We start from the raw sequence: 23,030 nt of genomic DNA on the forward strand, positions 1-23,030 counted from the left end.
TCGAGGACTCCGTACGGCTTCCGCCGGCCGAAGATCGCCACCTTACCCGAGCCGTCGCCGTGTCATGGCTCGGACCGTTGGGGCTGGGTCGTGGTTCTGTCCGACGTGGGCCAGACGTAGGGGAGGTCGGGTGGGACGTCGGGGAAGAGGGGGGTGTACGTGGCGGGGTCCTTGCGGAGGAGTGCCGAGCGGTGGCTGCGGTGGAACGTGTCGTCGCCCAGCCAAGGGGGGAGTTCGGCGGCCTCCCCCAGCGCGGTCTGGGGGCGGATCTGTGTTCCGGGGCGGAACGCCAGGAGGTCGGCGACCAGGGTGGTCGCGCAGCTGTCCTGGTGGCCCTGCTCGCACCACACCGCGCACACGTCCAGGCCGTACCGGACCAGCGCTTCCTCGTATCCGGCCCACATCCGTACCGCCGGGTGGTGGCGCCAGCCGTAGCCCGGTACGACGAGGCCGCGGAGCACCTGCAACGCCTCGACCCGCTGTTTGCCGAGGCGGCGGCGGTCCAGCGTGAGCGCCGACGCCCGGAAGTCGGGGTAGGGCAGGAACGTCTGCATGGTGGTGTCACGAGTACCGCGCCGACGGCCCTGACACATCCTGACGTCGACCGAATGGGATAGGGAGAAAACGGGCACTTCGGGAGTCATGAACGCACAGCACGACGGCCCCGACCGCGCTCATCAGCGGCCCGAAGGGCTCAGCGACACGACGGTGGAGGCGCTCGGGGCGCTCTCCAAGGCACTGGAGATGACCGAGCGGGCCCGCGGCCGCCTCTACGACTTCCACCAGCTCACCGGCGGTGCCGATCTCGAACTGGACCGGGCCGTGCGCCTGCTGCGGGAGGCCGGGCACCCGGAGTGGGCGGACAAGGTGCGGACCGAGATCCTCGGGCGCAATGTCATCCCCGGGCACTGGACGTTCCAGATCGTCGAGGCCTACAACGACACCTACTACGAGCCCTTCAAGGCGCTGGAGAAGAGCGCCGTGGACGAGCTGGCCGACGGCCGGGACCATCTCTATGAGGCGGAGATGAAGGAGGCCCGCCGTACGGCCGGCCACCCCGCCCACACCGCCCGACCCGACAGCCCGTGAGTGGCTTCCGCGTGTCCCGACGTCCGGCGGCCGGGTCGTTTTCGCAGATCAGTCGCATTGTCAGTGGTGCCCTCTAATGTCGTGAGGGATGGCACACGCGTGGAGATGTACCGGGCTGCGGTGGGGCGGCGCCGAGCCCTGTCTGGTGTGGGAAGGCGGGCGGAGGAGTCCTCTGCCTCGGGGGAAGGCGGTGGTTTTCGGAGTCGTGGACGGGGGCGGACGGACCTGTGTCGGGGCCCGGGGGCACGCGTGTCCGGTGCGGGCGGGCGTTCCGGGGCGGAGTACCGGCGCGCGGTGCGAGGAGTGTGCGCGGCTGGACCGGGCGCACTCCGTCGCGGCCGACACCTTCGCCGATGATCCGCGGCCGTACCACGTGTACCTCGCGTGGTTCGGGCCCGGCATGGTGAAGGTCGGGATCACGGCCATCGAGCGGGGGTCGGCGCGACTGCTGGAGCAGGGGGCGGTGTGCTTCGCGTGGCTCGGGCGGGGGCCGCTGATGGCCGCGCGGCGGGCCGAGGAGGTGCTGCGGGCCGCGTTGAAGGTGCCGGACCGGATTCCGTACGCCGAGAAGAGGCTGCTGCGGGCCGCCCTGCCGGAACCGGCGGAGCGCGAGGGGGAGTTGGCGGCGGTCCACGGGCGGGCCCTCGCGCTGCCGGGGTGGCCGGAGTCCCTGGAACCGGTGGCGTTCCAGGCGGTCGATCACTTCGGGGTGTTCGGGCTGGACGCGCTGCCGGCCGCCGACGGGGTGGTGAGCGAGCTGGTCGCGGGCGGTGTGGTGGGCGGTGAGGTGCTCGCCGTCGCCGGGCCCGATCTGCATCTCGCCACCGGGCAGGGAGTCGTCGTTCTGGACACACGGCTCATGACCGGGTGGGAGTTGACCGCTCCCACGGGCGAGGGGGCGCGTGACGCGGTCACGGTGCCGATCAGAGAGGTGCGGAAGCGAGAGGGAGGGGCAGGGGGAGGGGTCCAAGACGGGCTGTTCTGAGGGCGGGTGAGGGGGCCCGCGGGTGAGGGGGGAGCGAGGGCGAGCGGGTGAGGGGGTGCGGTGGTGTGATTGCGGGCGGCCGGAGAGGGCTTCGCGCCGGCCGTGGTCGTCGAGCTCCGGGTAAAGACTTCGATCCCTTTGGGATCCCGTACGGAAAGGCGCTGGACGGTGGTCGATGACCGAGGCGACAGTGGGCGACATGAGTGATCAGCGGATAGCACCTGTTCCTGCCTTCGAACCGCCTTACTACGCCGTGGTGTTCACCTCCACGCGGACCGAGGAGCAGAGCGGTTACGGGGAGACGGCCGAGCGGATGGAGGAACTGGTGAAGGACGTGCCGGGGTACCTCGGGATGGACCACGCACAGACGCCCGGCGGCCTCGCCATCACCGTGGGGTACTTCCGGGACGCCGACGCCCTGGAGCGGTGGCGGAGCGACACGGAGCACCGGTCGGCACAGAAGCGGGGGCGCGCCGAGTGGTACCGGAGCTACTCCCTGCACGTCGCCAAGGTCGAACGCAGCCACGGGTTCGTGAAGGAGAGGGAGTAGGCGAGCATGACCGCGCTTGCATGAGGCGGGGGGCAGGACGGGGGCGCGCGTCCCGTTTCCTGTGGGGCGGGGGCTGTGGGATCGCGGTGAGGCGCCCAGGCGAAGACCTTGCGCCGGGGCATGAAATCGCAGGTCAGCTGGGAGGTTCTCCCGGAAGTCCGGAACATCCCAGGTGTTCCCTGAGAGGCTCCTGTGTGTTTCTCAGAAAAATCACAGGTTCCAGAAAGGGTGTTCTCAGAGGGCCCCGACAAGGTGTCCAGCATGACCACGACCTCGCCCCAGGGGCGCACCGAACTGCTGAGGCCGGACGGGAGCCCCGTCCGCGTGCTTGTGGTGGACGACGAGCAGTCGATCACCGAACTGCTCTCCATGGCCCTTCGCTACGAGGGATGGCAGATCCGGAGCGCGGGGGACGGCACCGGTGCCCTCCAGACCGCGCGCGACTTCCGGCCCGACGCCGTCGTCCTGGACATGATGCTCCCCGACATGGACGGGCTGACCGTCCTCGGGCGGCTGCGGCGGGATCTGCCGGACGTGCCGGTCCTCTTCCTCACCGCGAAGGACGCGGTCGAGGACCGGATCGCCGGACTCACCGCCGGCGGCGACGACTACGTCACCAAGCCGTTCAGCCTGGAGGAGGTCGTCGCCCGGCTGCGGGGCCTCATCCGGCGTTCCGGCGCCGCCGACCGGCGCTCCGACTCCGTGCTCGTCGTCGGTGACCTCATGCTCGACGAGGACAGCCACGAGGTGTCGCGCGGTGGGGACGACATCCACCTCACCGCCACCGAGTTCGAGCTGCTGCGGTTCCTGATGCGGAACCCGCGGCGGGTGCTCAGCAAGGCGCAGATCCTCGACCGGGTGTGGTCGTACGACTTCGGTGGCCAGGCGAACGTGGTCGAGCTGTACATCTCCTACCTGCGGCGGAAGATCGACGCCGGGCGCGAGCCGATGATCCACACGCGGCGGGGAGCCGGTTATCTGATCAAGCCCGGCGCTTCATGAGCGGGCGACGACGGACGCGTACGCGGTGGTGGTCGCGGCTCGGGCCGGGACGAGGGAAACGGCAGCCGCGCACACTGCGTACGCGGCTCGTCGTCTCCGCGGTGGCGTTGATCGCGGTGGTGTGCGCGGTGATCGGAACGGTGACGACGATCGCGCTGAGCGAGCACCTCAACAACCAGCTGGACCGTCAGGTGCAAGACGTGGGCGACCGGGCGTCCGGCCCTCCCCAGGAGGCGCTGGACGGGCTCAAGCCGAGCGGCGGCTACCCCGGTTTCCAGAAACCGAACGGCTCAGGGGCCGGTGACAGCTCCGGTGCGTTCACGGCTCGGACGACGGACGAGAAGCTCGAGGACTTCGTGAGGGGCCCGACGCTGGAGAACACCGTCATCGCCGCGGTCGACGACAGCGGCAAGGTCAGCAAGGCGGTCGTGGCGCGGGAGAAGTCCACCGACTCCGGCGGCTTCGACCGGATGTACGGGACCGAACTCCCGGCCGCGACGACGAAGGAACTCGCCGCCGCGTCCAGGACGGGCATGGACACCGTGGAGCTCACCGGGCTCGGTGACTACCGGGTCACTTACGTCACGGGCATCAAGGGCACCTACTACGTCGCGCTGCCGACCACGGACGTCGACAACACCCTCAACACCCTCGTCGTCGTCGAGCTCAGCGTCACCGGAGCCGGGCTCGTCGCCGCCGGTATCGCCGGGTCCGCGCTGGTCGGGGTGGCCCTGCGGCCGCTGCGCAAGGTGGCGGCCACCGCCACCCGTGTCTCCGAGCTGCCCCTGCACACCGGCGAGGTCACCCTCAACGAACGGGTGCCCGAGTCCGAGACCGACCCGCACACGGAGGTCGGACAGGTCGGGGCCGCTCTCAACCGGATGCTCGACCACATCCACGGCGCGCTGCACTCGCGGCAGGAGAGCGAGACGCGCGTCCGGCAGTTCGTGGCGGACGCCAGCCATGAGCTGCGGACACCCCTCGCGTCCATCCGGGGCTACGCCGAACTCACCCGGCGCGGCCGGGAGGCCATCGGGCCCGACACGCGGCACGCGCTCGGCCGCATCGAGTCCGAGTCCGGACGGATGACACTGCTCGTCGAGGATCTGCTGCTGCTGGCGCGGCTCGACGCCGGACGGCCGTTGCAGTTCGAGCGGACCGATCTGATCCCTCTGGTCGTGGACACCGTCAGCGACGCGCGGGCTGCCGGGCGGAGCCACAACTGGCGGCTCGACCTGCCCGACGCGCCGGCGCCGGTGTCGGCGGACGCGGCACGGCTCCAACAGGTCCTCGTCAATCTGCTGGCGAACGCCCGTACGCACACACCGCCCGGGACCACGGTCACCGCACGCGTGCAGCGGCGCGGGCCCTGGATGTGCGTGGACGTCGAGGACGACGGGCAGGGCATCCCCGAGCAGTTGCTGCCGCACGTCTTCGAACGGTTCGCGCGCGGGGACTCCTCCCGGTCCCGGGTGTCCGGCTCGACCGGCCTCGGACTCGCCATCGTGCAGGCCGTGGCCGATGCGCACGGCGGTGCCGTGACCGTCGACAGCGTGCCCGGAAGGACCGTGTTCACCGTGCACCTGCCCGTCCTCGGCGGGCCCGGACCCCTGCTCGACGACGCCGCCGACTGGCGGTTCGACGACCTGGACCACGACGCCGACCCGGACGTCGACCCGGACTCCGGACACGACACCGACCTGGACTTCGCTCTCGACACCGGCGGCGTCGGCCAGGACCTCGTCGACGCCGCGCACCGGCCCGTACCGCGGCCCGCGCACCGGCCCGCCCCCCGGCAGCCGGACTCATAGGCACAGCACAGCGTCAGCACACGGGCATAACAGAGCCGGTCGCGAATGTACGTGTCATGCGAACCGACTCTTCTCCCGGCACCCTGCCGGCGCGGGAGCACCTCCCGGCCGGAGACGCCGGTACGCCTGTCCTGGACGTAGTGGTCCCCGTCTACAACGAGGAGAAGGACCTCCAGCCGTGCGTCCGCAGACTGCACGAGCACCTCGCGCGGACCTTCCCGTACGCGTTCCGCATCACGATCGCGGACAACGCGTCCACGGACACCACCCCCCAGGTGGCCGCGCGGCTGGAGGCGGAGCTGCCGCGGGTCAGGTCGTTCCGGCTGGAGCAGAAGGGGCGCGGGCGGGCCCTGCGCGCCGTCTGGTCCGCCTCCGACGCCCCGGTCCTCGCCTATATGGACGTGGACCTGTCGACCGACCTGAACGCCCTGCTGCCGCTGGTGGCCCCGCTGATCTCCGGCCACTCGGACCTCGCGATCGGCTCCCGGCTCGCCCGTTCGTCACGGGTGGTGCGCGGCCCCAAGCGGGAGTTCATCAGCCGCGCGTACAACCTGATCCTGCGCGGCTCGCTCCAGGCCCGCTTCTCGGACGCGCAGTGCGGGTTCAAGGCGATACGGCGGGACGTGGCGCAGGTGCTGCTGCCGCTCGTCGAGGACACCGGGTGGTTCTTCGACACCGAGATGCTGGTGCTCGCCGAGCGCGCCGGGCTCCGGATCCACGAGGTGCCGGTCGACTGGGTCGACGACCCCGACTCGACCGTCCACATCGTGAGGACGGCCACCGACGACCTCAAGGGCGTGTGGCGGGTCGGCCGGGCCCTCGCCACCGGGTCGATCACCCTCGACCGGCTCGCCCGGCCCTTCGGGGACGACCCCCGCGACCGCGACATCGAGGACGTGCCGCGCGGCTTGGCCCGCCAGCTTCTCGGTTTCTGTGTCGTGGGCGGCCTGTCCACTCTCTTCTATCTGCTCCTCTACAGCGGTTTCCGCAGCCTCGCGGGGTCGCAGACCGCCAACGCGCTCGCCCTCCTCGTCTCGGCGATCGCCAACACGGCGGCCAACCGGCGCCTCACGTTCGGCGTCCGGGGCCGGGCCGGCGCCGTCAGGCACCAGGCGCAGGGTCTGGTGGTGTTCGGTATCGGCCTCGCCCTCACCAGCGGCTCGCTCGTCGCCCTGAACGCGGCCACCAGCGACCCCGCGCACTCCACGGAACTGGCCGTCCTCATCGCCGCCAACCTCGCGGCGACGGTGCTGCGGTTCCTGCTCTTCCGGGCCTGGGTCTTCCCCGACCGGCGTGACAGCGGCACGCCGACCGCTCCCGCCGCCCACCCCGCCGCCGGGTACGTGAGCACGGCCGCGGTCCGACCGGGGCGGCCAGGCCCGTACGCCCACCAGGACCGGTTCCAGCCGACGGCCCACGGCTCGACGGAGGCCCACCCTCCGACAGCGACCCACTCTCCGACAGCGGTCCACCCTCCGACAGCGGTCCACCCTCCGACAGCGGCCCATCCCCCGACAGAGGCCCGCACCGTGCCGCGCCCCGAGTACGAGGCGGCGCCGACCGTCCCGTACGGGACCACCCCGTACCCCACGACCCCGTTCCGCGCCGGTGACGCCGCGGACCGCGCCTGGGGCGACGCGACCATGCGGATGCGGCCGGTGCGCCCGCACGACCAGGATTCGAGGAACACACGATGACCACGGACTTCGACACGTCGACGCACCAGGGGGGCACGAGCCCGGCCGACCCCGGCTGGGGGCCGCCGACGACGAGAGCAGACGTCCAGGGGACGGAAGTCGCGGATCCGCCCGGCACTCCCACGGCACCCGGCGCCGGTGAGCCCCGGCAGCCCCTCGGCCGGCGGATGTGGCGCGGGCGCCCGGAGGACAACCGCTGGGTGCGCCCCGGCTTCCTCCTCGCCCTAGTCCTGATCGGCGGCCTCTACACCTGGAACCTCACGGCGTCCGGGTACGCCAACTCCTTCTACTCGGCGGCCGTGCAGGCGGGCAGCCAGTCCTGGAAGGCCCTCTTCTTCGGGTCGCTGGACTCGGCCAACGCCATCACCGTCGACAAGCCCCCGGCGTCGCTGTGGCCGATGGCCCTGTCGGTGCGGCTCCTCGGCCTGAACTCCTTCGCGATCCTGTTCCCGCAGGTCCTGATGGCCGTCGCCACCGCCGGAGTGCTGTGGGCGGCCGTACGCCGCCGTTTCCACGCCACGGCCGGCTTCCTCACCATGGCGGTGTTCGCGCTCACGCCTGTCGCCGCGCTGATGTTCCGCTTCAACAACCCGGACGCGGCCCTCGCGCTGCTGATGGCCACCGCCGTGTACTGCACCCTCCGCGCGATGGAGAAGGCGCAGACCAAGTGGCTGGTCTGGGCGGGAACCGCCATCGGCCTCGCCTTCCTGGTGAAGACCCTCCAGGCCTTCCTGATCCTGCCGGTGCTCGCACTCGTGTATGTCGCCTGCGCCCCCGGCACCTGGAAGAAGCGCGTCGGCCAGGTGCTGCTCGCCGGGCTCGCGATGGTCGTCTCCGGGGGCTGGTGGGTCGCGATCGTCGAGCTGTGGCCGGCCTCGTCCCGCCCGTACATCGGCGGCTCGCAGAACAACTCCTTCCTGGAGCTGACCTTCGGCTACAACGGCCTCGGCCGCATCAACGGCGAGGAGACCGGCAGCGTCGGCGGCGGAGGTGGCGGCGGCAACGGCGGTGGCATCTGGGGCGAGAGCGGCTGGGACCGGATGTTCAGCTCGAACATCGGCGGCCAGATCTCCTGGCTGATCCCCGCCGCGCTGATCCTGCTGGGCGCGGCGATCTGGGCCACGCGGAAGCTGCGGCGCACCGACGGCACCCGTGCCGCGTTCCTCCTCTGGGGCGGCTCGCTGCTCATCACCATGGTGGTGTTCAGCTTCATGCAGGGCATCTTCCACGAGTACTACACCGTGGCCCTCGCCCCCTACATCGCGCCGCTGATCGGCATGGGCGCGGCCCTGCTGTGGGAGCGGCGCGCCGAGGTGTGGGCGTCGCTCACCCTGGCCGCGGCGACGACGGCCACGGCGGTCTGGGGGTACGTCCTCCTCACCCGCTCCTCCGACTACCTCCCCTGGCTGAAGTGGGTCGTCCTGGTCGGCGGTCTGGTCGCCGCGCTCGGCCTGGTCTTCGCGGCCAGGCTGGGTCGTCAGCTGGCCCTCGCGGTCGTGGGCCTGAGCTTCGTCACCGCGCTGGCCGGCCCGACGGCGTACACCCTGACCACGCTCGGTGAGGGCCACACCGGTTCGATCGTCACGGCCGGCCCGTCCGTCCAGGGCGGCCGGGGAGGCCCCGGCGGAGGCATGGGCGGCGGCCCCGGCGGCCCCGGTGGCGGCGGGATGCCGGGCTGGCAGGGCGGCCAGAACGGCCAGAACGGCAACGGCCAGAACGGCAACGGTCAGATGGGCCAGCCCCCGACCGGCGGCTTCGGCGGAGGCCCGAACGGCCAGCAGGGTCAGCAGGGCCAGCAGGGTCAGCAGGGACGGCAAGGTCAGCAGAACGGTGACGGCGGCCGGATGGGCGGCGGTGGCGGCATGGGCGGTCTGCTCAACGGCGCGAGCGTCAGCGACGAGGTCAAGGAACTCCTGGAGAAGAACGCCGGGGACTACACCTGGGCGGCTGCCGCGACAGGCGCCCAGAACGCGGCCAGCTATCAGCTCTCCACGGGCGAACCCGTCATGGCCATCGGCGGCTTCAACGGCACCGACCCGTCCCCCACCCTCGCGGAGTTCAAGAAGTACGTGGAGGAAGGAAAGATCCACTACTTCATCGCCGGCGGCTTCGGGGGCGGCATGCGCGGCGGGAGCGACGGTACCTCCGCGCAGATCAGCTCCTGGGTCCAGGAGAACTTCGAGACGGTGACGGTCGACGGCACGACGTTCTACGACCTGACGCAGGCGAAGTAGGCGCGGCCGACGCGGAGTGGGGCGGTGGCCCGGGGTGAGGACGAGACCCCGGGCCACCGCCTTGCCGTACGCCGCTCCAGCAGCGTTGTACGGTGTATAGGAAACTGTTCTACGGTGTAGAACATGGCGACCACCCCGACCCTCCCCACCACCCCCTCCCCCCAAGGTCACCCCCGACGCTGGCTGACCCTCGGCGTCATCTGTCTCGCGCAGCTCGCCGTGCTGCTGGACAACACCGTGCTGAACGTGGCGATCCCCTCGCTCACCGAGGAGTTGGGCGCGGCCACGTCCGACATCCAGTGGATGATCAACGCGTACTCGCTCGTCCAGTCGGGCCTGCTGCTCACCGCGGGCAGCGCGGCCGACCGCTACGGCCGGAAGAAGATGCTGCTCGCGGGGCTCGCGCTGTTCGGCGTCGGCTCGCTGGCGGCCGGACTCGCCCAGTCGACGGGGCAGTTGATCGCGGCGCGGGCGGGCATGGGTGTGGGCGGGGCGCTGCTGCTCACCACGACCCTCGCCGTCGCCATGCAGATCTTCCCGCCCGGGGAGCAGCCGAAGGCGATCGGCATCTGGAGCGCGGTCAACGCGCTCGGGTTCGCGGCCGGTCCGCTCCTCGGCGGTTTCCTACTGGGCCACTTCTGGTGGGGCGCGATCTTCCTGGTCAACCTGCCGGTCGTCGCGCTGGGGCTGGTGGCCGTCGTCGCCCTCGTCCCCGAGTCGAAGAACCCTCAGGGGGACCGGCCCGATCTGCCGGGGGCGCTGCTGTCGACGGTGGGGATGACCTCGCTCGTCTACGCGATCATCTCGGGCCCCGAGCACGGCTGGGCCTCCGGGCGGGTCCTGGCCACGGCCGTCGTCGCCGTCGTGGTGCTCGCGGCGTTCGCGTTCTGGGAGAGCCGTGTCCCGTATCCGATGCTCGACCCGCACTTCTTCCGTGACCGCCGGTTCACGGGAGCCGTGGCCGGGGCGGTCCTCATCACGTTCGGGATGGGCGGGGCGCTGTTCCTGCTCACCCAGCACCTGCAGTTCGTCCTCGGGTACGGCGCGCTGGAGGCGGGGCTCAGGACGGCGCCCCTCGCCCTCGTCGTCGTCGCGCTCAACTTCTCGGGGCTGTCGGCCCGGTGGACGGGCCGGCTCGGTATGCCGGTGTCGATCGCGCTGGGCATGGTGCTGATGTCGGGCGGCCTGGTCTCCATCGCGGCCGGGCCGGACGGTTACGGTGCGACGCTCGTCGGGCTGGTGCTGATCGGGGCCGGGGCGGCGATCGCCAACCCGGCGATGGCCCACGCGATCATGAGCGCGATTCCGCCGGCCAAGGCGGGGGTGGGGGCGGGGGTCAACGGGACGCTCGCGGAGTTCGGCACGGGGTTGGGGGTGGCCGTGCTGGGGGCGGTGCTGAACTCCCGGTTCGCGGCGCTGATCCCGCTGGCGGCGGCGTCGCTGCCCGCGGCGCTGGGGGCGGCGGGGTCGAGGGAGGAGAGGAGGGAGATCGTGGCGGCGTTCTCCTCCGGGGTGCAGACGAGCTTGCTGGTGGGAGCGGTGGCTGTACTGCTCGGGGGGTTGCTGGCGGCGGGACTGCTGCGCAGGGCGGAGACGGGGGTGGGGGAGGTGGGGGGTGCCTAGCGGGTCGGGGTGCGGGTTGGTGGGCGGCTGCGGGTGCGCTGGGGCCATTCGCGCAGTTCCCCGCGCCCCTGAAGACGCTCGCCGCGCGCCCCCGGTGTTCGTGCGGCCCTAGCATCATCACCAAGGACGAACCGTCGTCGTGTCGGGGAAGGTGCTCATGGTGAAGGCTGCCGGTCGGGCCGGAGGCCGTGCTCGGGTCAGCGTGTGGCTGGAGGGCGAGGCGCGGGCGCGGCGGGGCGGGCAGCCGTCGGGGCTGGACCGGGAGCGGATCACCGAGACGGCCCTGCGACTGCTGGACGCCGAGGGGCTGGCCAAGTTCTCGATGCGGCGCCTGGCCGCCGATCTGAACGTGACGGCCATGTCGGTGTACTGGTACGTCGAGACCAAGGACGACCTGCTGGAGTTGGCCCTCGACCGGGCCTTCGGCGAGATGCGGCTCCCCCCGGCGGACTCCGACGAGAACTGGCGGGACCAGCTCCGCACACTGGCCGAGCAGTACCGGGCCCTGCTGGTCCGGCACCCCTGGGTGTCACCCCTCGCCGGTACCTTCCTCAACATCGGCCCGCACTCGCTGGACTTCTCCCTGGCCGTCCAGCGGGTGATCGGGCGGACGGAGCTGCCGGCGCACGGCCAGGCGGGGGCGATCGCCGCGGTCTTCCAGTTCGTGTACGGCTTCGGCACCATCGAGGGCCACTACGTCCAGCGCTGTGCGAGCGCCGGCATGACCCAGGAGGAGTACTTCCGGCACGCCATGACCGCGGTGACCGTCACCCCCGAACTCCACGAGGTGGTCCAGCACTCCGCGGACCTCATGGAGGCCCGCGGTGGCGACACCGTGGAGGAGATGCGCGAACGGGACTTCGCCTACGCGCTGGACACGCTCATCGCCGGCATCGAGGCGATGGTCGAACGCGGCTGACCGACCCCGCGCCGGCGCGACCGGCTTTGGGCCCCGGCCCCGGGAAGGCCCCGGCTCTGGGCCCCGGCCCCGGGAAGGCCCCGGCTCTGGGCCCCGGCCCCGGGAGGGCCCTCAGCCCTCGCCCGGCCCTCAGCCCTCCTCCACCAGCCGTGCCGGGAAGCCCCCCGTCGCCACCGGGCCCCAGCGGTCCGGGGTGATGCGGATGATCGACTTGCCCTGCTTGACCATGGCCTCGCGGTACTCGTCCCAGTTCGGGTGCTCGCCCGCGATGTTGCGGAAGTACTCCACCAGCGGCTCAACCGACTCGGGGGAGTCGATGACCTCGGCGGTTCCGTCGATCTGGACCCAGGGGCCGTCCCAGTCGTCGCTGAGGACGACGACGCTGACCCGCTCGTCCCGCTTGGCGTTGCGCGTCTTGGCGCGCTCGGGGTACGTGGAGACCACGATGCGGCCCGAGTCGTCGACACCGCAGGTCAGCGGTGAGGCCTGTGGCCCGCCGTCGGCCCGTCGGGTCAGCAGGAGCGCCCGGTGCCGGGGGCGCACGAAGTCGAGGAGCTCGTCGAGGGAGACCTTGGTGTTGGTCGCGATGTTCCGTGCCATGCGCACAGCGTAGGGCCGGGGTGCCTGAGGGAGCGGGACACCCGCCGCCGTCACCGAGCCCCCGGCAGGCTCTCCCCCCGCACCGCCTGGACGTCCAGTTCCACCTTCAGGGTCGTGCCGATGGCCGCGATGCCCGCCTGGAGGACCTGGTTGTAGTTCATCGCGAAGTCCTCGCGGCGCAGTTCCGTCGTCGCCCGGAACGCGGCGCGGGTGCCGCCCCACGGGTCGGGGCCGGTGCCGAGGTACGCGAGGTCGAGGTCGACCGGGCGGACGACGCCGTGCAGGGTCAGCTCGCCGTGCACCGTCCAGCGGTCCGGGGCGACGGTGGTGAGCCCCGTCGACACATAGGTGATCTCCGGGTGCCGTTCCACGTCCAGGAAGTCCGGGGACCGCAGGTGGTCGTCGCGCATGCCGTTGCCCGTGTCGATCGAGGCGGCCCGGATCACCGCCGCCACACGGGACTTGGTGCCCTCGTCCGGGGTCGGCGCGATCTCGATCGAACCGGAGAACTCGGTGAACCGCCCGCGGACGCTGGAGATGCCCAGGTGCTGGGCGACCGCCGCGACGGACGAGTGGGCCGGGTCGACGGTCCAGGGGCCGGGCGGCGGGAGTTCGGTGCCGCCGAGCCGGGCGAGGGTGACCGTGCCGACCTCAGCCCGGCCGCTCGCGGTGACCAGGGCGCTCGACGCGACCGGTCCGTAGCCGACGGCCGTGACGATCACCGTGTACGCGCCGGGCGCGAGCGCCGTGGGCTCGTGGACCGCTCCCTCCGCGTCGGCCTCGGCCCGCATCACCTGCGTACCGGCCATGTCGGTCACCGTGACGACCGCGTGCGACACGGCCCAGCCGTCCCTCGTGCGGATCCTCGCGGTCAGTCCCATGTGCGCGTCACTCCTCGGGTGCGACCGGTCGGCGGGGCGGAGGCACCGCCCCGCCGACCGGGTGTGAACTACTCGCCGGGGTGGGCGAGTTCGATGTCATGGCCGTCGACTCCGGTGCCGGAGACCGTCAGGGCCGTGGCCACGGGCGGGTACCCGGTGGCGATGACCGTGTAGTCGCCGCCGTCCAGGTCGGCGAAGGCGTACGCCCCGTCCGAACCGGTGGTGGCGGTGGCGACGACGTTGCCCGCCGCGTCGACGAGCGTCACGCGGGCGTCGGCCAGCGGTCCGCCCGGCGCCCGGACGACCCCCTGGAGCCGGGCCCCGGCGTCCAGGTCGATCTCGACGCGGGTGACGCCGGTGCCGCCGACCTCGACGGGCAGGGCGCGCGGACGGAACCCGGCGGCGTTCACCGCGACGGTGACGGGACCGGGCACCAGCTCACCGAAGCCGAACTCGCCCTGCTCACCGGTGGTTCCGGTGGCCAGCACGTCCCCGCGCACATCGGTCACCACGACCATCGCGTCCTCCACGGGCAGCGCGGCCCCGGCGGCCCGCACCACACCGCTCAGCCCGCTCGTGCCGCTCAGCAGGATGTCGTACGCGACCGGCTCGCCGTTCACGACGATCGTGGACGCCTGCGGTTGGAACCCGTCGGCGGCGGCGATCAGCACATACGACCCGGCGCCGGGCGCGTCCACCGCGTAGACCCCGTCGGCCCCCGCGACCGAACGGCCGAGCTGCCGGCCCCCGAGCGAGATCAGCGTGACCGCGGCCCCCGGCACGGGCGCCTCCTCGGCCCCGCGCACATGCCCCCGCACGGCCACCCCGCCGCCCACCGACGCCGGGACGGAGCCCGAGGCGGCGGCCGCCGGAGCCACATCAGCCGTGGCGGAAGCCGCAGCGGTGGAGGGAGCCGAGGCGGAAGGAGTGCCGGCCCCTGCCGCAACCGGGGTCGGCGACGGTGCCGTCCCGGCCGTCTCCTTCTCCGTCGCCGCCTGGGCGAGCGCCCCGTGGGTCCGCAGCGGGACCTCCTTGATGAAGACGGAGAAGACGAGCGCGAGGACGGCGAAGGGGGCGGCGTAAAGGAAGACGTCTCCGATGCCGTGGCCGTAGGAGCTCTCGATGACCGTGCGGATCGGCGCGGGCAGCGCGTCCAGGTCGGGGATCTCGCCGTGGCCCATGGAGGAGCCGGACACCCCGAGCCTCGCGAGGCCCTCCTCCGCGTAGTGCGTGATCCGGTGGCTCAGCACCGCGCCCAGCGCGGAGACGCCGATCGCGCCGCCGAGGGAGCGGAAGAAGGTGACGGTGGAGCTGGCGGCGCCCAGGTCGCCCGGGGCCACCTGGTTCTGCGTGCACAGCACCAGGTTCTGCATCATCATGCCGACGCCCAGGCCGAGCAGCGCCATGAAGACCGCCACGTGCCAGTACGGGGTGTCGTACCGGAGGGTGCCCAGCAGACCGAGGCCCGCGGTCACCAGCACTCCGCCGGCGAGCAGCCAGGCCTTCCAGCGGCCGGTGCGGGTGATGACCTGGCCGGAGACGGTCGACGAGACGAACAGACCGGCGATCATCGGGATGGTCAGGACGCCGGACATGGTCGGCGACTTGTCGCGGGCCAGCTGGAAGTACTGGCTGAAGAAGATGGTGCCCGCGAACATCGCGACACCGACGAAGAGCGAGGCCAGCGAGGCCAGGGTGATCGTCCGGTTGCGGAACAGCCGCAGCGGGATGATCGGCTCGCTCGCCTTCGCCTCGACGAGGACGAACAGCGCGAGCAGGGCCACCGTGCCGCCGACCATCGCGTACGTCTGCCAGGACACCCAGTCGTACTTGTCACCGGCGAAGGTCACCCAGATCAGCAGCAGGCACACCGCGGCGGTGATCAGGAAGGCGCCCGCCCAGTCGACCTTGACCTTGCGCCGGACGACGGGCAGGTGAAGGGTCCGCTGGAGCACGATCAGGGCGATCACCGCGAAGGGCACGCCGACGTAGAAGCACCAGCGCCAGCCCAGCCAGTCGGTGTCGGTGATGACACCGCCGACCAGCGGGCCGCCGACCATGGCGGTCGCGAAGGTGGCGCCGAGGTAGCCGTTGTACCGGCCGCGCTCCCGCGGGGAGATCATCGCGGCGAGGATGATCTGAGCCAGCGACGACAGGCCGCCCATGCCGACGCCCTGCACCGCGCGGAACCCGATCAGCATCCCGGCGTTCTGGGACAGTCCTGCCGCGGCCGAGCCGAGCACGAAGATGACGAGCGCCAGCTGGATCAGCAGCTTCTTGGAGAACAGGTCGGCGAGCTTGCCCCACAGCGGGGTGGACGCGGTCATCGCCAGCAGCGACGCGGTCACCACCCAGGTGTAGGCGCTCTGGCCGCCGCCCAGGTCCTTGATGATGTCGGGCAGCGCGTTCGAGACGATCGTCGACGACAGGATCGCCACGAACATGCCGAGCAGCAGTCCGGTCAGCGCTTCCATGATCTGCCGGTGCGTCATCGGAGTGCCGTCGCCGCCGTGCGAGGCCCCCTTGGCGGGGCCGTGGCCGTGCTTGGCGTGGGCCCGCACACCGGCTGGTGTGGTCGTTGCCATGGGCTTCCTTCTCTTACGTGGTCTTCGCGGGTGTACGGGTTGTGGTGGGTGTCTTTCAGGGGGCCGGGCGGGAGGCGGCGGCCCCGTCGAAGCTGTGGCGCAGCCGGCCGAGGAGCCGGACCAGCTCGCCGACCTCGTCGTCGGACCAGTCGCTCAGCCGATGGGCCATCACCCGGCTGGTGCGCCGGTGGAGTTCGGCGACCAGGGCCCGGCCCTCGGGGGTCAGGCGCAGGATGCGCGAGCGCCTGTCCGCCGGGTCGGGGAGCCGTTCGATCCAGCCCCGCTCGGCGACGTGCGCGACATGGCGGCTGGTCACCGACATGTCCACCGAGAGCAGCTCGGCGAGCCTGCTCATCCGCATCTCGCCGTTCCGGTCGAGCAGCGTGAGGACTCCCGCCGATCCGCCGGGGCAGTCGTACGGCAGCATCCGTGCGATCTCCCGCTTCACGACCCCGATGGCGCTGAGCTGGCGGGCCAGCTCCTCGTACTGCGCTCGCTCGGCCATGGGAGCCCCTCCCGTGTTTGTTGCTTAGGGCAACCATAGAACTGGATGGTTGCCGCAGGCAAGCGAATCGGTGGGTTCGCGGACCAAGTCTTGGCAAAGGAGGGCGCCGCGGAGGGAGCCGCTCCGCCCCACCCCACTTGGGTGCCCCCTCACGGATTCGCTAAGGTCTCGGGCCATGGCTGACAACCAGGGCCCCCAGGGCAACTACGACCCCGCCGGGAGCACGCAGATGTTCCGCGCGTTCGTTGACGAGACCCCGCGGGGTGGCCGTGCGGAGGTGGCCTCCTCCGGGCCCCGCGTCGGTCTGATCGTCGGGATCGTCGCGGCGGTGGCGGTGGTCGCGGCGGTGGTGTGGCTGGCGCTGGGCTAGCGGTTCGGTGGGGGCGGGCGCCTGTGCGTCTGCCGGGAGCCTCCGGCGAGGTGGCGGGCGCCTGTGCGTCTGCCGGGTGACTGTGATCTTGCGGCTGCGGGTGGGTTTGTGGCTGGTCGCGCAGTTCCCCGCGCCCCTTGACGGCATGGGTGGCACCCGGCGTCCTCAGGGGGCGCGGGGAACTGCGTGAGCAACCACCCGCCACCCGCACGCATCCACCCGGCTACTCCGCCCCACCCGCCTAGTTACTCCCCCCGGCATATCCATCCGCGCGCACGACGACCGCCGGGATGTCCTGAACGAATGGACATCCCGGCGGTCGTCTCTCTGTCTGGGCGCTCCCCAAACCCCTCTTGACGGGGGCTCAGTCGGAGATGAGGCCCTCGCGGAGCTGGGTTAGGGTGCGGGTGAGGAGGCGGGAGACGTGCATCTGGGAGATGCCGACCTCTTCGCCGATCTGGGACTGGGTCATGTTCGCGAAGAAGCGGAGCATGATGATCCGGCGCTCACGGGGCGGGAGTTTGGCGAGCAGCGGCTTGAGGGACTCGCGGTACTCGACCCCTTCGAGCGCGGTGTCCTCGTAGCCGAGGCGGTCCGCCAGCGAGCCCTCGCCGCCGTCGTCCTCGGGGGCGGGTGAGTCGAGCGACGACGCCGTGTACGCGTTGCCGACCGCGAGGCCGTCGACGACGTCCTCCTCCGACACACCCAGCACGGCGGCGAGTTCGGTGACCGTCGGGGAGCGGTCGAGCTTCTGCGACAGCTCGTCGCTGGCCTTGGTGAGGGCCAGGCGCAGCTCCTGGAGGCGGCGCGGCACCCGGACCGACCACGAGGTGTCGCGGAAGAACCGCTTGATCTCGCCCACGACCGTCGGCATCGCGAACGTCGGGAACTCCACGCCCCGTTCGCAGTCGAAGCGGTCGATCGCCTTGATCAGGCCGATGGTGCCGACCTGGACGATGTCCTCCATCGGCTCGTTGCGCGACCGGAAACGGGCGGCCGCGTAGCGTACCAGCGGGAGGTTGAGCTCGATGAGGGTGTCCCGGACGTAGGCGCGCTCGGGGCTGTTCTCGTCGAGGGCGGCGAGCCGCAGGAACAGGGAGCGGGACAGGGTGCGGGTGTCGATGTTCGCCGAGGCCGGCAAGGCCGGGAACTCAGGCGCCGGTGGAGCCTCGGTGCCGGGAAGGTTCTCGAGCTCCTGAAGGTCCTGAGGGGCCTGGATAGCGTCGGGCGCGGTCTCGCTCTTGGCGAGCGTGAGCACCTTCGAGCTGCCCTGGTCTGCGGACATGCCACCCCCTTTGGGTCGCGGACGGTCGCGGCGGACGCTCCGTCGTAGGGAACGCAGCCTCCACCTGAATACCGGCGGCGAGGCCACGGCAAACGCGCTGGGGGAAGAATGTCACACGTCGGCAACGCGATGTAGTGACATGTCGACATGGAGAGGGGCAATTAGCCCTGGAAAAGGGCAGTCTGACGATGTTTCGGCCTATTGCTGTCGGAAAGAGTTGCTGTGAGTGATTCGCTCTCGGCGGTGATGCCTCGACAGCGCATTCGGTTAGGCCAGATGGCCTGGGCACGTGTGCTCGTGGCCCATTCTGTGCGCCCCGCCTGCCTTTGTGCGCCCCGCGTGCCCCACGGTCCCTCCGAGGTGGAACGAGGGTTGCCGGTTACCGACGGTCACGCCGGCGCCCCCGGTCATGCGGTGCCCGGAAAGGCCGACTGCGGCCGCGCCGTGGCCCGGTCATCGCCGCGGCCGAGGCGTGCTCCGGACGGCAAGCCCTAGGGCTCGATGCGGTTCGCCGACCGCAGTCGCGCGAAGCTCCGGGCCAGTAGTCGGGAGACGTGCATCTGGGAGACGCCCAGCTCCGCGCTGATCTGCGACTGCGTCAGATTGCTGTAGTAGCGGAGCAGCAGGATGCGCTGCTCGCGCTCGGGGAGCTGGACGAGGAGGTGGCGTACGAGGTCACGGTGTTCGACGCCGTCGAGTTCGGGGTCCTCGTAGCCGAGCCGGTCGAGGAGCCCCGGCATCCCGTCCCCCTCCTGGGCGGCCTCCAGCGAGGTCGCGTGGTAGGAGCGGCCGGCCTCGATGCAGGACAGGACCTCGTCCTCGGTGATCCGGAGCCGCTCGGCGATCTCGGCGGTCGTGGGGGTGCGGCCGAAGGCGGTCGTGAGGTCCTCGGTGGCGCCGTTCACCTGGACCCAGAGCTCGTGCAGCCGACGGGGCACGTGGACCGTGCGGACGTTGTCGCGGAAGTAGCGCTTGATCTCACCGACGACGGTCGGCATCGCGAAGGTCGGGAACTGCACGCCCCGGTCGGGGTCGAAGCGGTCGATGGCGTTGATCAGGCCGATGGTGCCGACCTGGACGACGTCCTCCATGGGCTCGTTGCGGGAGCGGAAACGGGCGGCCGCGTACCGCACGAGCGGGAGGTTCGCCTCGATGAGCGCCCCGCGTACGCGGTTGTGCTCCGGAGTGCCCGGTTCCAGGTGCTTGAGCTGACCGAAGAGGACCTGGGTGAGGGCGCGGGTGTCGGCGCCGCGACGTTTCTCCTGAACGGGCGCTTGGGTTTCTTCCTGGGGTGGCGCAGTACTGGCCGACACGGTCAACGCCACCTCTTCGTCGATCAACTCATCAACTCAACCGTCAAAAGCGGTCATAGCATCACAAGACATGTGTGCTGCGATCAAGCACCGCATATCGCCGTGTTGAGGGAGAGTTGAGACCGTGCCGGGCAATCGGGGGAACCGGGAAACGGGGCACGACGAAGCCCCGCACCTTTTGAGTGGCGCGGGGCGGGCCGTACGGGCGTATGGGCGGGCGGTCGACCGGTCAGTACTCGTAGTCCGCGATCACCCACGTGGCGAACTCCCGCCACAGGGCGACGCCGGCCTGGTGGTCGGGGTGCTCGACGTACCGGCGCAGGGAGTCCGCGTCGTCGAACGCCGAGTTGATCGCGAAGTCGTACGCGATGGGCCGGTCGCTGATGTTCCAGCCCAGCTCCCAGTGGCGCAGCTCCGCGATGGTGCCGTCGAGGGCCCGGAAGGCCTTCTCGCCCGCGACGACCCGCGGATCGTCGCGCTCGACGCCCTCGTTGAGCTTGAACAGGACCAGATGGCGGATCATGGGCGCTCCGGAAAGGTCGTACGACGCGTGGTGCTGCGGGTCATTCCGCCCCGTCGGCGATCCAGGTGAAGAAGTCGCCGATGGACTGGGCGGCGGTCGAGACGCCCTCGAACCCTATCTGGACGTAGTCCGCGGCCTTGGCCGGGTCCGTGATGATCACGTACAGCACGAAGACCACGAGCACGTACAGCGCGATCTTCTTCCCCTGCACCGCCACAGCGGCCTCCCCCGCCTCATATGTCCCTGTCCACCGGCGGCGAGTGTAACCCGATCATCCGTTCGTAGAGATCCCCGGAACGCAGGAAGGGCCCCGCCTGACGGCGGGGCCCTTCTCCGCGGACGGTGGGGTCAGGAAGGCTTGACCGCCGAGACCGGGGTGGCCTTCACCTTGTTGTCGCACTCGGCCCACACGCCTTCGTTCAGGGCGACCTGGTGCTTCCCGGAGCGCGGCAGCCCGATGACCATCGTCGGATAGGTCTTCGGGGTCTTGCCCGACTTGCAGTAGCCGTCGCCTTCCCCCTGGACCTGGACGAAGGTCAGCTTCACCCATGCCTTGCCGTGCGGCCGGAGCTTCACGGTGGTGGCCTTGCCGGTGCGGGTGACCTTGAGCGGGGTGTTGTGGGCGGGGGAGCCGTTGCCGGCGCCCGCGACCGTCGGATGGCCCTTCAGGACGCACGTCCTCTTGGAGACGTTGGTGAACTTCACGACCGCCGCCCCGGTCCCGGTCCCGACGGGCGGGTGGGCGGCCTGCCGGGCGCTGACCTGGAGGGCGGAGGCCCGGCAGGCGGGCGGCGGGGTGGAGGTGGTGGTGCTCGCCGCCATGGCGGTGCCGGGCAGGATGCCGGTCACCGCCGCCGCGATGGCCGTGGCCGCCGTCGTCGTCGCCAGAGCCGCCCTGCGAATGCCGTTGCTGTGCCGCATGCTGTCGTCCCCCTGAGTCGTCTCGTCCGCGGGTTTCGGTCGTCGGTTGTTGCCCCGCGGCACGTGTGGTCGTCGTACGTGAGTGCAGATAGGGCGGGAGAGCGACGGGGTTCCGTGCGGCGACTCCTGTGACGGAACGGTGACGCGCCTGCTGAGACGGAGCAGCACGAAGGGCCCGGTCCATCGGACCGGGCCCTTCGTCTGCCAGCGGTAGCGGAGGGATTTGAACCCTCGGTGACTTGCGCCACACTCGCTTTCGAGGCGAGCTCCTTCGGCCGCTCGGACACGCTACCGAGGGAGACCTTACAGCAAGGTGGGGCGTGCTTTGAAATCCATATGCGGGGAGGGTCGGGTGGGCTGCCGCAGGCGGTTCAGCGGAGGCGGAAGAAGTCCGTGAGGAGCCGGGCGCAGTCGTCGGCGAGGACGCCCTCGACGACCTCGGGGCGGTGGTTGAGGCGGCGGTCGCGGACGACGTCCCAGAGGGAACCGGCCGCGCCGGCCTTCTCGTCGCGGGCGCCGTAGACGACCCGGTCGACCCGGGACTGCACGATGGCGCCCGCGCACATCGTGCAGGGTTCGAGGGTGACGACCAGGGTGCAGCCGGTCAGCCGCCACTCGCCGAGTGCGGCGGCGGCCCGGCGGACGGCCAGGACCTCGGCGTGGGCCGTCGGGTCGCCGGTCGCCTCGCGTTCGTTGTGCCCGGTGGCCAGGACGGTCGTGCCGTCCGGGGACAGGACGACGGCGCCGACCGGGACGTCTCCGCCCGCGGCGGCCCGCCCGGCCTCGTCCAGGGCGAGCCGCATCGCGGGCCGCCAGCGGTCGCGTACCGGATCGGGGCCCGGTGCCTCTGCGTCGGTTGCTTCGGTCACCCGGGGAACCTAGCGGATCGGCCGCCGGCGAGCCGTCCGGGAGTCACCCCGAGGCCCGCCGCCCGCCAGGCAGCCCGCCGCGCCGTCCGCCAGGCAGCCCGTCGCGCCGTCCGCCACGCAGTCCGCCGCCGGGCCGTCGTGCCGACGGGCCCGGCGACGGCCTAGCGAACCGTCTCCAGGACCTCCGAGGCGCCCAGGGCCTCGGCGATGGAGTTGAGGGCGTCGTCGGCGTCGAGGGCGCGCAGTTCCTTCTCGCTCACGCCGAGGTCGTCGAGGATCTCGGTGTCGCCGACGGGGCTGTGCGGCACGGCCTCGGCGGCCGTGTCGTCGTCGTCCTCGTCGTCGGGCTCACCGTCCTCCGTACCGTCGAGGTCGAGGGAGTCCAGGTCGGGACCGTCGTCTCCCGGCTCCTTTCCGAGCAGTTCGGCGGTGAGCAGGATCTCGCCGTAGCTGCTGCGGGCAGCGGCGGCGGCGTCCGAGATGTAGATACGAGGGTCGTCCTCGCCATCGATGCGGACGACGCCGAACCAGGCGTCCTCCTGCTCGATGAGCACCAGCACCGTGTCGTCGTCGGGCGAGGCTTCACGGGCCAGGTCGGCCAGATCCGACAGGGTCTCCACATCGTCGAGCTCTGTGTCGCTCGCTTCCCACCCGTCTTCGGTGCGCGCGAGCAGTGCGGCGAAGTACACCGTGACTCTCCCACTGGTCATAGGCGTGCCGGTTGGGGGTCCCCCCGGCGGAGGTCGGTGGGCGGGGAGTGCTGTCCTCCGAGCCCCACCCACTCGGAATCGTGGCAGAAACAGAGCGCCCAGGGGACGTCTTCGGCTCCCTGTGTCCGGCAGTTTTGATCGCCGGCCGGGCAAGGCGTTCACCTGCGCACCTGTTGCCACCACCTGCGGATCGTACGCGGACTTCCCCGCCGCATATGCACGGCCACCCCGTGAGCGCCCCGCGCATGCCCCGTGAGCACCTCGCGAGGGTCCCGGAAGGGGGCGTACGGGGCGTGTCGCACGGGGGTGTTCGCGGGGTGCCGGCCGGGCTACCAGCGGAAGGTGCGCATACGCATCGCGTGCCGGAGCCGGGCCGCCTTGGCCCGGCGCGGCTGCACCCGGTCGCGCAGTTCGCGTGCCTCCGTCAGCTCCCGCAGGAACTGGGCCCTGCGCCGCCTGCGCGCGGCGTCGCTCTGTTCATCGGGGTCGGGGGCGCCCGCGTCGGTGCTCGCCCCCGCCGGTTCCCGCAGGTCCGTGCCCCGCAGGTCCGTGCCCCGC

23 protein-coding genes and 1 tRNA gene are annotated in these 23,030 nt (G+C 71.5%); 10 read left to right on the plus strand and 14 right to left on the minus strand.

Annotated features, from left to right (window positions below; all coding sequences use genetic code 11):
- Positions 1–62: 62 nt before the first annotated feature.
- Positions 63–554: an MSMEG_6728 family protein gene (locus tag SMA5143A_RS13020; protein WP_107463089.1), complete on the minus strand. Its 492-nt coding sequence runs from the start codon at positions 552–554 to the stop codon at positions 63–65.
- A gap of 88 nt (positions 555–642) precedes the next feature.
- Between SMA5143A_RS13020 and SMA5143A_RS13025 the strand changes: the two genes are divergently transcribed.
- The 9 genes from SMA5143A_RS13025 (at position 643) to SMA5143A_RS13065 (ending at position 11,910) form a co-directional block, all read left to right on the plus strand.
- Positions 643–1,089 (plus strand): hypothetical protein, encoded by a 447-nt coding sequence (locus SMA5143A_RS13025; protein ID WP_107463090.1) that lies wholly within the window; start codon positions 643–645, stop codon positions 1,087–1,089.
- A gap of 88 nt (positions 1,090–1,177) precedes the next feature.
- Entirely contained in the window at positions 1,178–2,074 is an 897-nt protein-coding gene (locus SMA5143A_RS13030) for a DUF2797 domain-containing protein (RefSeq protein ID WP_107463091.1), read from the plus strand.
- Between the two features lie 199 nt (positions 2,075–2,273).
- A complete protein-coding gene (locus SMA5143A_RS13035) occupies positions 2,274–2,624 on the plus strand; it encodes an antibiotic biosynthesis monooxygenase family protein (RefSeq protein ID WP_107463163.1) in 351 nt (116 codons plus the stop codon).
- Positions 2,625–2,885: 261 nt separating this feature from the next.
- The gene (locus SMA5143A_RS13040; protein ID WP_181361829.1) at positions 2,886–3,626 is read left to right on the plus strand and encodes a response regulator transcription factor; all 741 of its coding nucleotides are present in this window, start codon (positions 2,886–2,888) and stop codon (positions 3,624–3,626) included.
- A complete protein-coding gene (locus SMA5143A_RS13045; protein WP_107463093.1) occupies positions 3,623–5,437 on the plus strand; it encodes a sensor histidine kinase in 1,815 nt (604 codons plus the stop codon). Before SMA5143A_RS13040 ends, SMA5143A_RS13045 begins: the two co-directional genes overlap by 4 nt.
- Positions 5,438–5,493: 56 nt before the next feature.
- Entirely contained in the window at positions 5,494–7,134 is a 1,641-nt protein-coding gene (locus SMA5143A_RS13050; protein WP_107463094.1) for a bifunctional glycosyltransferase family 2/GtrA family protein, read from the plus strand.
- Entirely contained in the window at positions 7,131–9,368 is a 2,238-nt protein-coding gene (locus SMA5143A_RS13055) for an ArnT family glycosyltransferase (protein WP_107463095.1), read from the plus strand. Before SMA5143A_RS13050 ends, SMA5143A_RS13055 begins: the two co-directional genes overlap by 4 nt.
- Positions 9,369–9,491: 123 nt before the next feature.
- On the plus strand, positions 9,492–10,991 hold the full coding sequence (locus SMA5143A_RS13060) for an MFS transporter (protein WP_107463096.1): 1,500 nt from the start codon (positions 9,492–9,494) through the stop codon (positions 10,989–10,991).
- 157 nt (positions 10,992–11,148) lie between these two features.
- Entirely contained in the window at positions 11,149–11,910 is a 762-nt protein-coding gene (locus SMA5143A_RS13065; RefSeq protein WP_107463164.1) for a TetR/AcrR family transcriptional regulator, read from the plus strand.
- Between the two features lie 129 nt (positions 11,911–12,039).
- Here SMA5143A_RS13065 and SMA5143A_RS13070 read toward each other — a convergent pair whose 3' ends face one another.
- The 4 genes from SMA5143A_RS13070 to SMA5143A_RS13085 form a co-directional block, all read right to left on the minus strand.
- The gene (locus SMA5143A_RS13070) at positions 12,040–12,510 is read right to left on the minus strand and encodes a PPOX class F420-dependent oxidoreductase (RefSeq protein ID WP_107463097.1); all 471 of its coding nucleotides are present in this window, start codon (positions 12,508–12,510) and stop codon (positions 12,040–12,042) included.
- A 50-nt stretch (positions 12,511–12,560) separates the two neighbouring features.
- Positions 12,561–13,391 carry a YceI family protein gene (locus SMA5143A_RS13075; protein ID WP_107463098.1) on the minus strand — a complete coding sequence of 277 codons (831 nt, stop codon included), beginning with the start codon at positions 13,389–13,391 and terminating at the stop codon, positions 12,561–12,563.
- Positions 13,392–13,459: 68 nt separating this feature from the next.
- Complete coding sequence (locus SMA5143A_RS13080; protein WP_107463099.1) at positions 13,460–15,976, minus strand: MFS transporter; 2,517 nt, start codon at positions 15,974–15,976, stop codon at positions 13,460–13,462.
- A gap of 55 nt (positions 15,977–16,031) precedes the next feature.
- The gene (locus SMA5143A_RS13085; protein WP_099966504.1) at positions 16,032–16,481 is read right to left on the minus strand and encodes a MarR family winged helix-turn-helix transcriptional regulator; all 450 of its coding nucleotides are present in this window, start codon (positions 16,479–16,481) and stop codon (positions 16,032–16,034) included.
- Positions 16,482–16,656: 175 nt separating this feature from the next.
- Here SMA5143A_RS13085 and SMA5143A_RS13090 point away from each other — a divergent pair, with 175 nt between their 5' ends.
- Positions 16,657–16,851, plus strand: a complete 195-nt coding sequence (locus tag SMA5143A_RS13090; RefSeq protein ID WP_055713413.1) for a hypothetical protein — start codon at positions 16,657–16,659, stop codon at positions 16,849–16,851.
- Positions 16,852–17,215: 364 nt separating this feature from the next.
- Here the strand turns inward: SMA5143A_RS13090 and SMA5143A_RS13095 are convergent, their stop codons facing one another.
- The 9 genes from SMA5143A_RS13095 to SMA5143A_RS13135 all read right to left on the minus strand — a co-directional run bounded on the left by SMA5143A_RS13095 (position 17,216) and on the right by SMA5143A_RS13135 (position 23,002).
- Positions 17,216–18,136, minus strand: coding sequence for an RNA polymerase sigma factor SigF (locus SMA5143A_RS13095; RefSeq protein WP_107463100.1), 921 nt, complete (start codon positions 18,134–18,136; stop codon positions 17,216–17,218).
- Positions 18,137–18,627: 491 nt separating this feature from the next.
- The gene (locus SMA5143A_RS13100) at positions 18,628–19,461 is read right to left on the minus strand and encodes an RNA polymerase sigma factor SigF (RefSeq protein ID WP_079049511.1); all 834 of its coding nucleotides are present in this window, start codon (positions 19,459–19,461) and stop codon (positions 18,628–18,630) included.
- A gap of 217 nt (positions 19,462–19,678) precedes the next feature.
- Positions 19,679–19,972: a Dabb family protein gene (locus SMA5143A_RS13105; RefSeq protein WP_055538177.1), complete on the minus strand. Its 294-nt coding sequence runs from the start codon at positions 19,970–19,972 to the stop codon at positions 19,679–19,681.
- A 40-nt stretch (positions 19,973–20,012) separates the two neighbouring features.
- Positions 20,013–20,189, minus strand: coding sequence for a hypothetical protein (locus tag SMA5143A_RS42960; RefSeq protein WP_099966503.1), 177 nt, complete (start codon positions 20,187–20,189; stop codon positions 20,013–20,015).
- 131 nt (positions 20,190–20,320) lie between these two features.
- Complete coding sequence (locus SMA5143A_RS13110) at positions 20,321–20,893, minus strand: DUF4232 domain-containing protein (RefSeq protein ID WP_107463101.1); 573 nt, start codon at positions 20,891–20,893, stop codon at positions 20,321–20,323.
- 208 nt (positions 20,894–21,101) lie between these two features.
- Positions 21,102–21,186: transfer RNA gene (locus SMA5143A_RS13115), tRNA-Ser, on the minus strand.
- Between the two features lie 78 nt (positions 21,187–21,264).
- Positions 21,265–21,696, minus strand: a complete 432-nt coding sequence (tadA, locus tag SMA5143A_RS13120) for a tRNA adenosine(34) deaminase TadA (RefSeq protein ID WP_055542935.1) — start codon at positions 21,694–21,696, stop codon at positions 21,265–21,267.
- 227 nt (positions 21,697–21,923) lie between these two features.
- On the minus strand, positions 21,924–22,451 hold the full coding sequence (locus tag SMA5143A_RS13130; protein WP_107463103.1) for a tRNA adenosine deaminase-associated protein: 528 nt from the start codon (positions 22,449–22,451) through the stop codon (positions 21,924–21,926).
- 350 nt (positions 22,452–22,801) lie between these two features.
- Positions 22,802–23,002, minus strand: coding sequence for a hypothetical protein (locus SMA5143A_RS13135; RefSeq protein ID WP_107463165.1), 201 nt, complete (start codon positions 23,000–23,002; stop codon positions 22,802–22,804).
- Positions 23,003–23,030 lie beyond the last annotated feature (28 nt).

The sequence above is a fragment of the Streptomyces sp. MA5143a genome (assembly GCF_900290235.1).
Classification (GTDB): Bacteria; Actinomycetota; Actinomycetes; order Streptomycetales; family Streptomycetaceae; genus Streptomyces.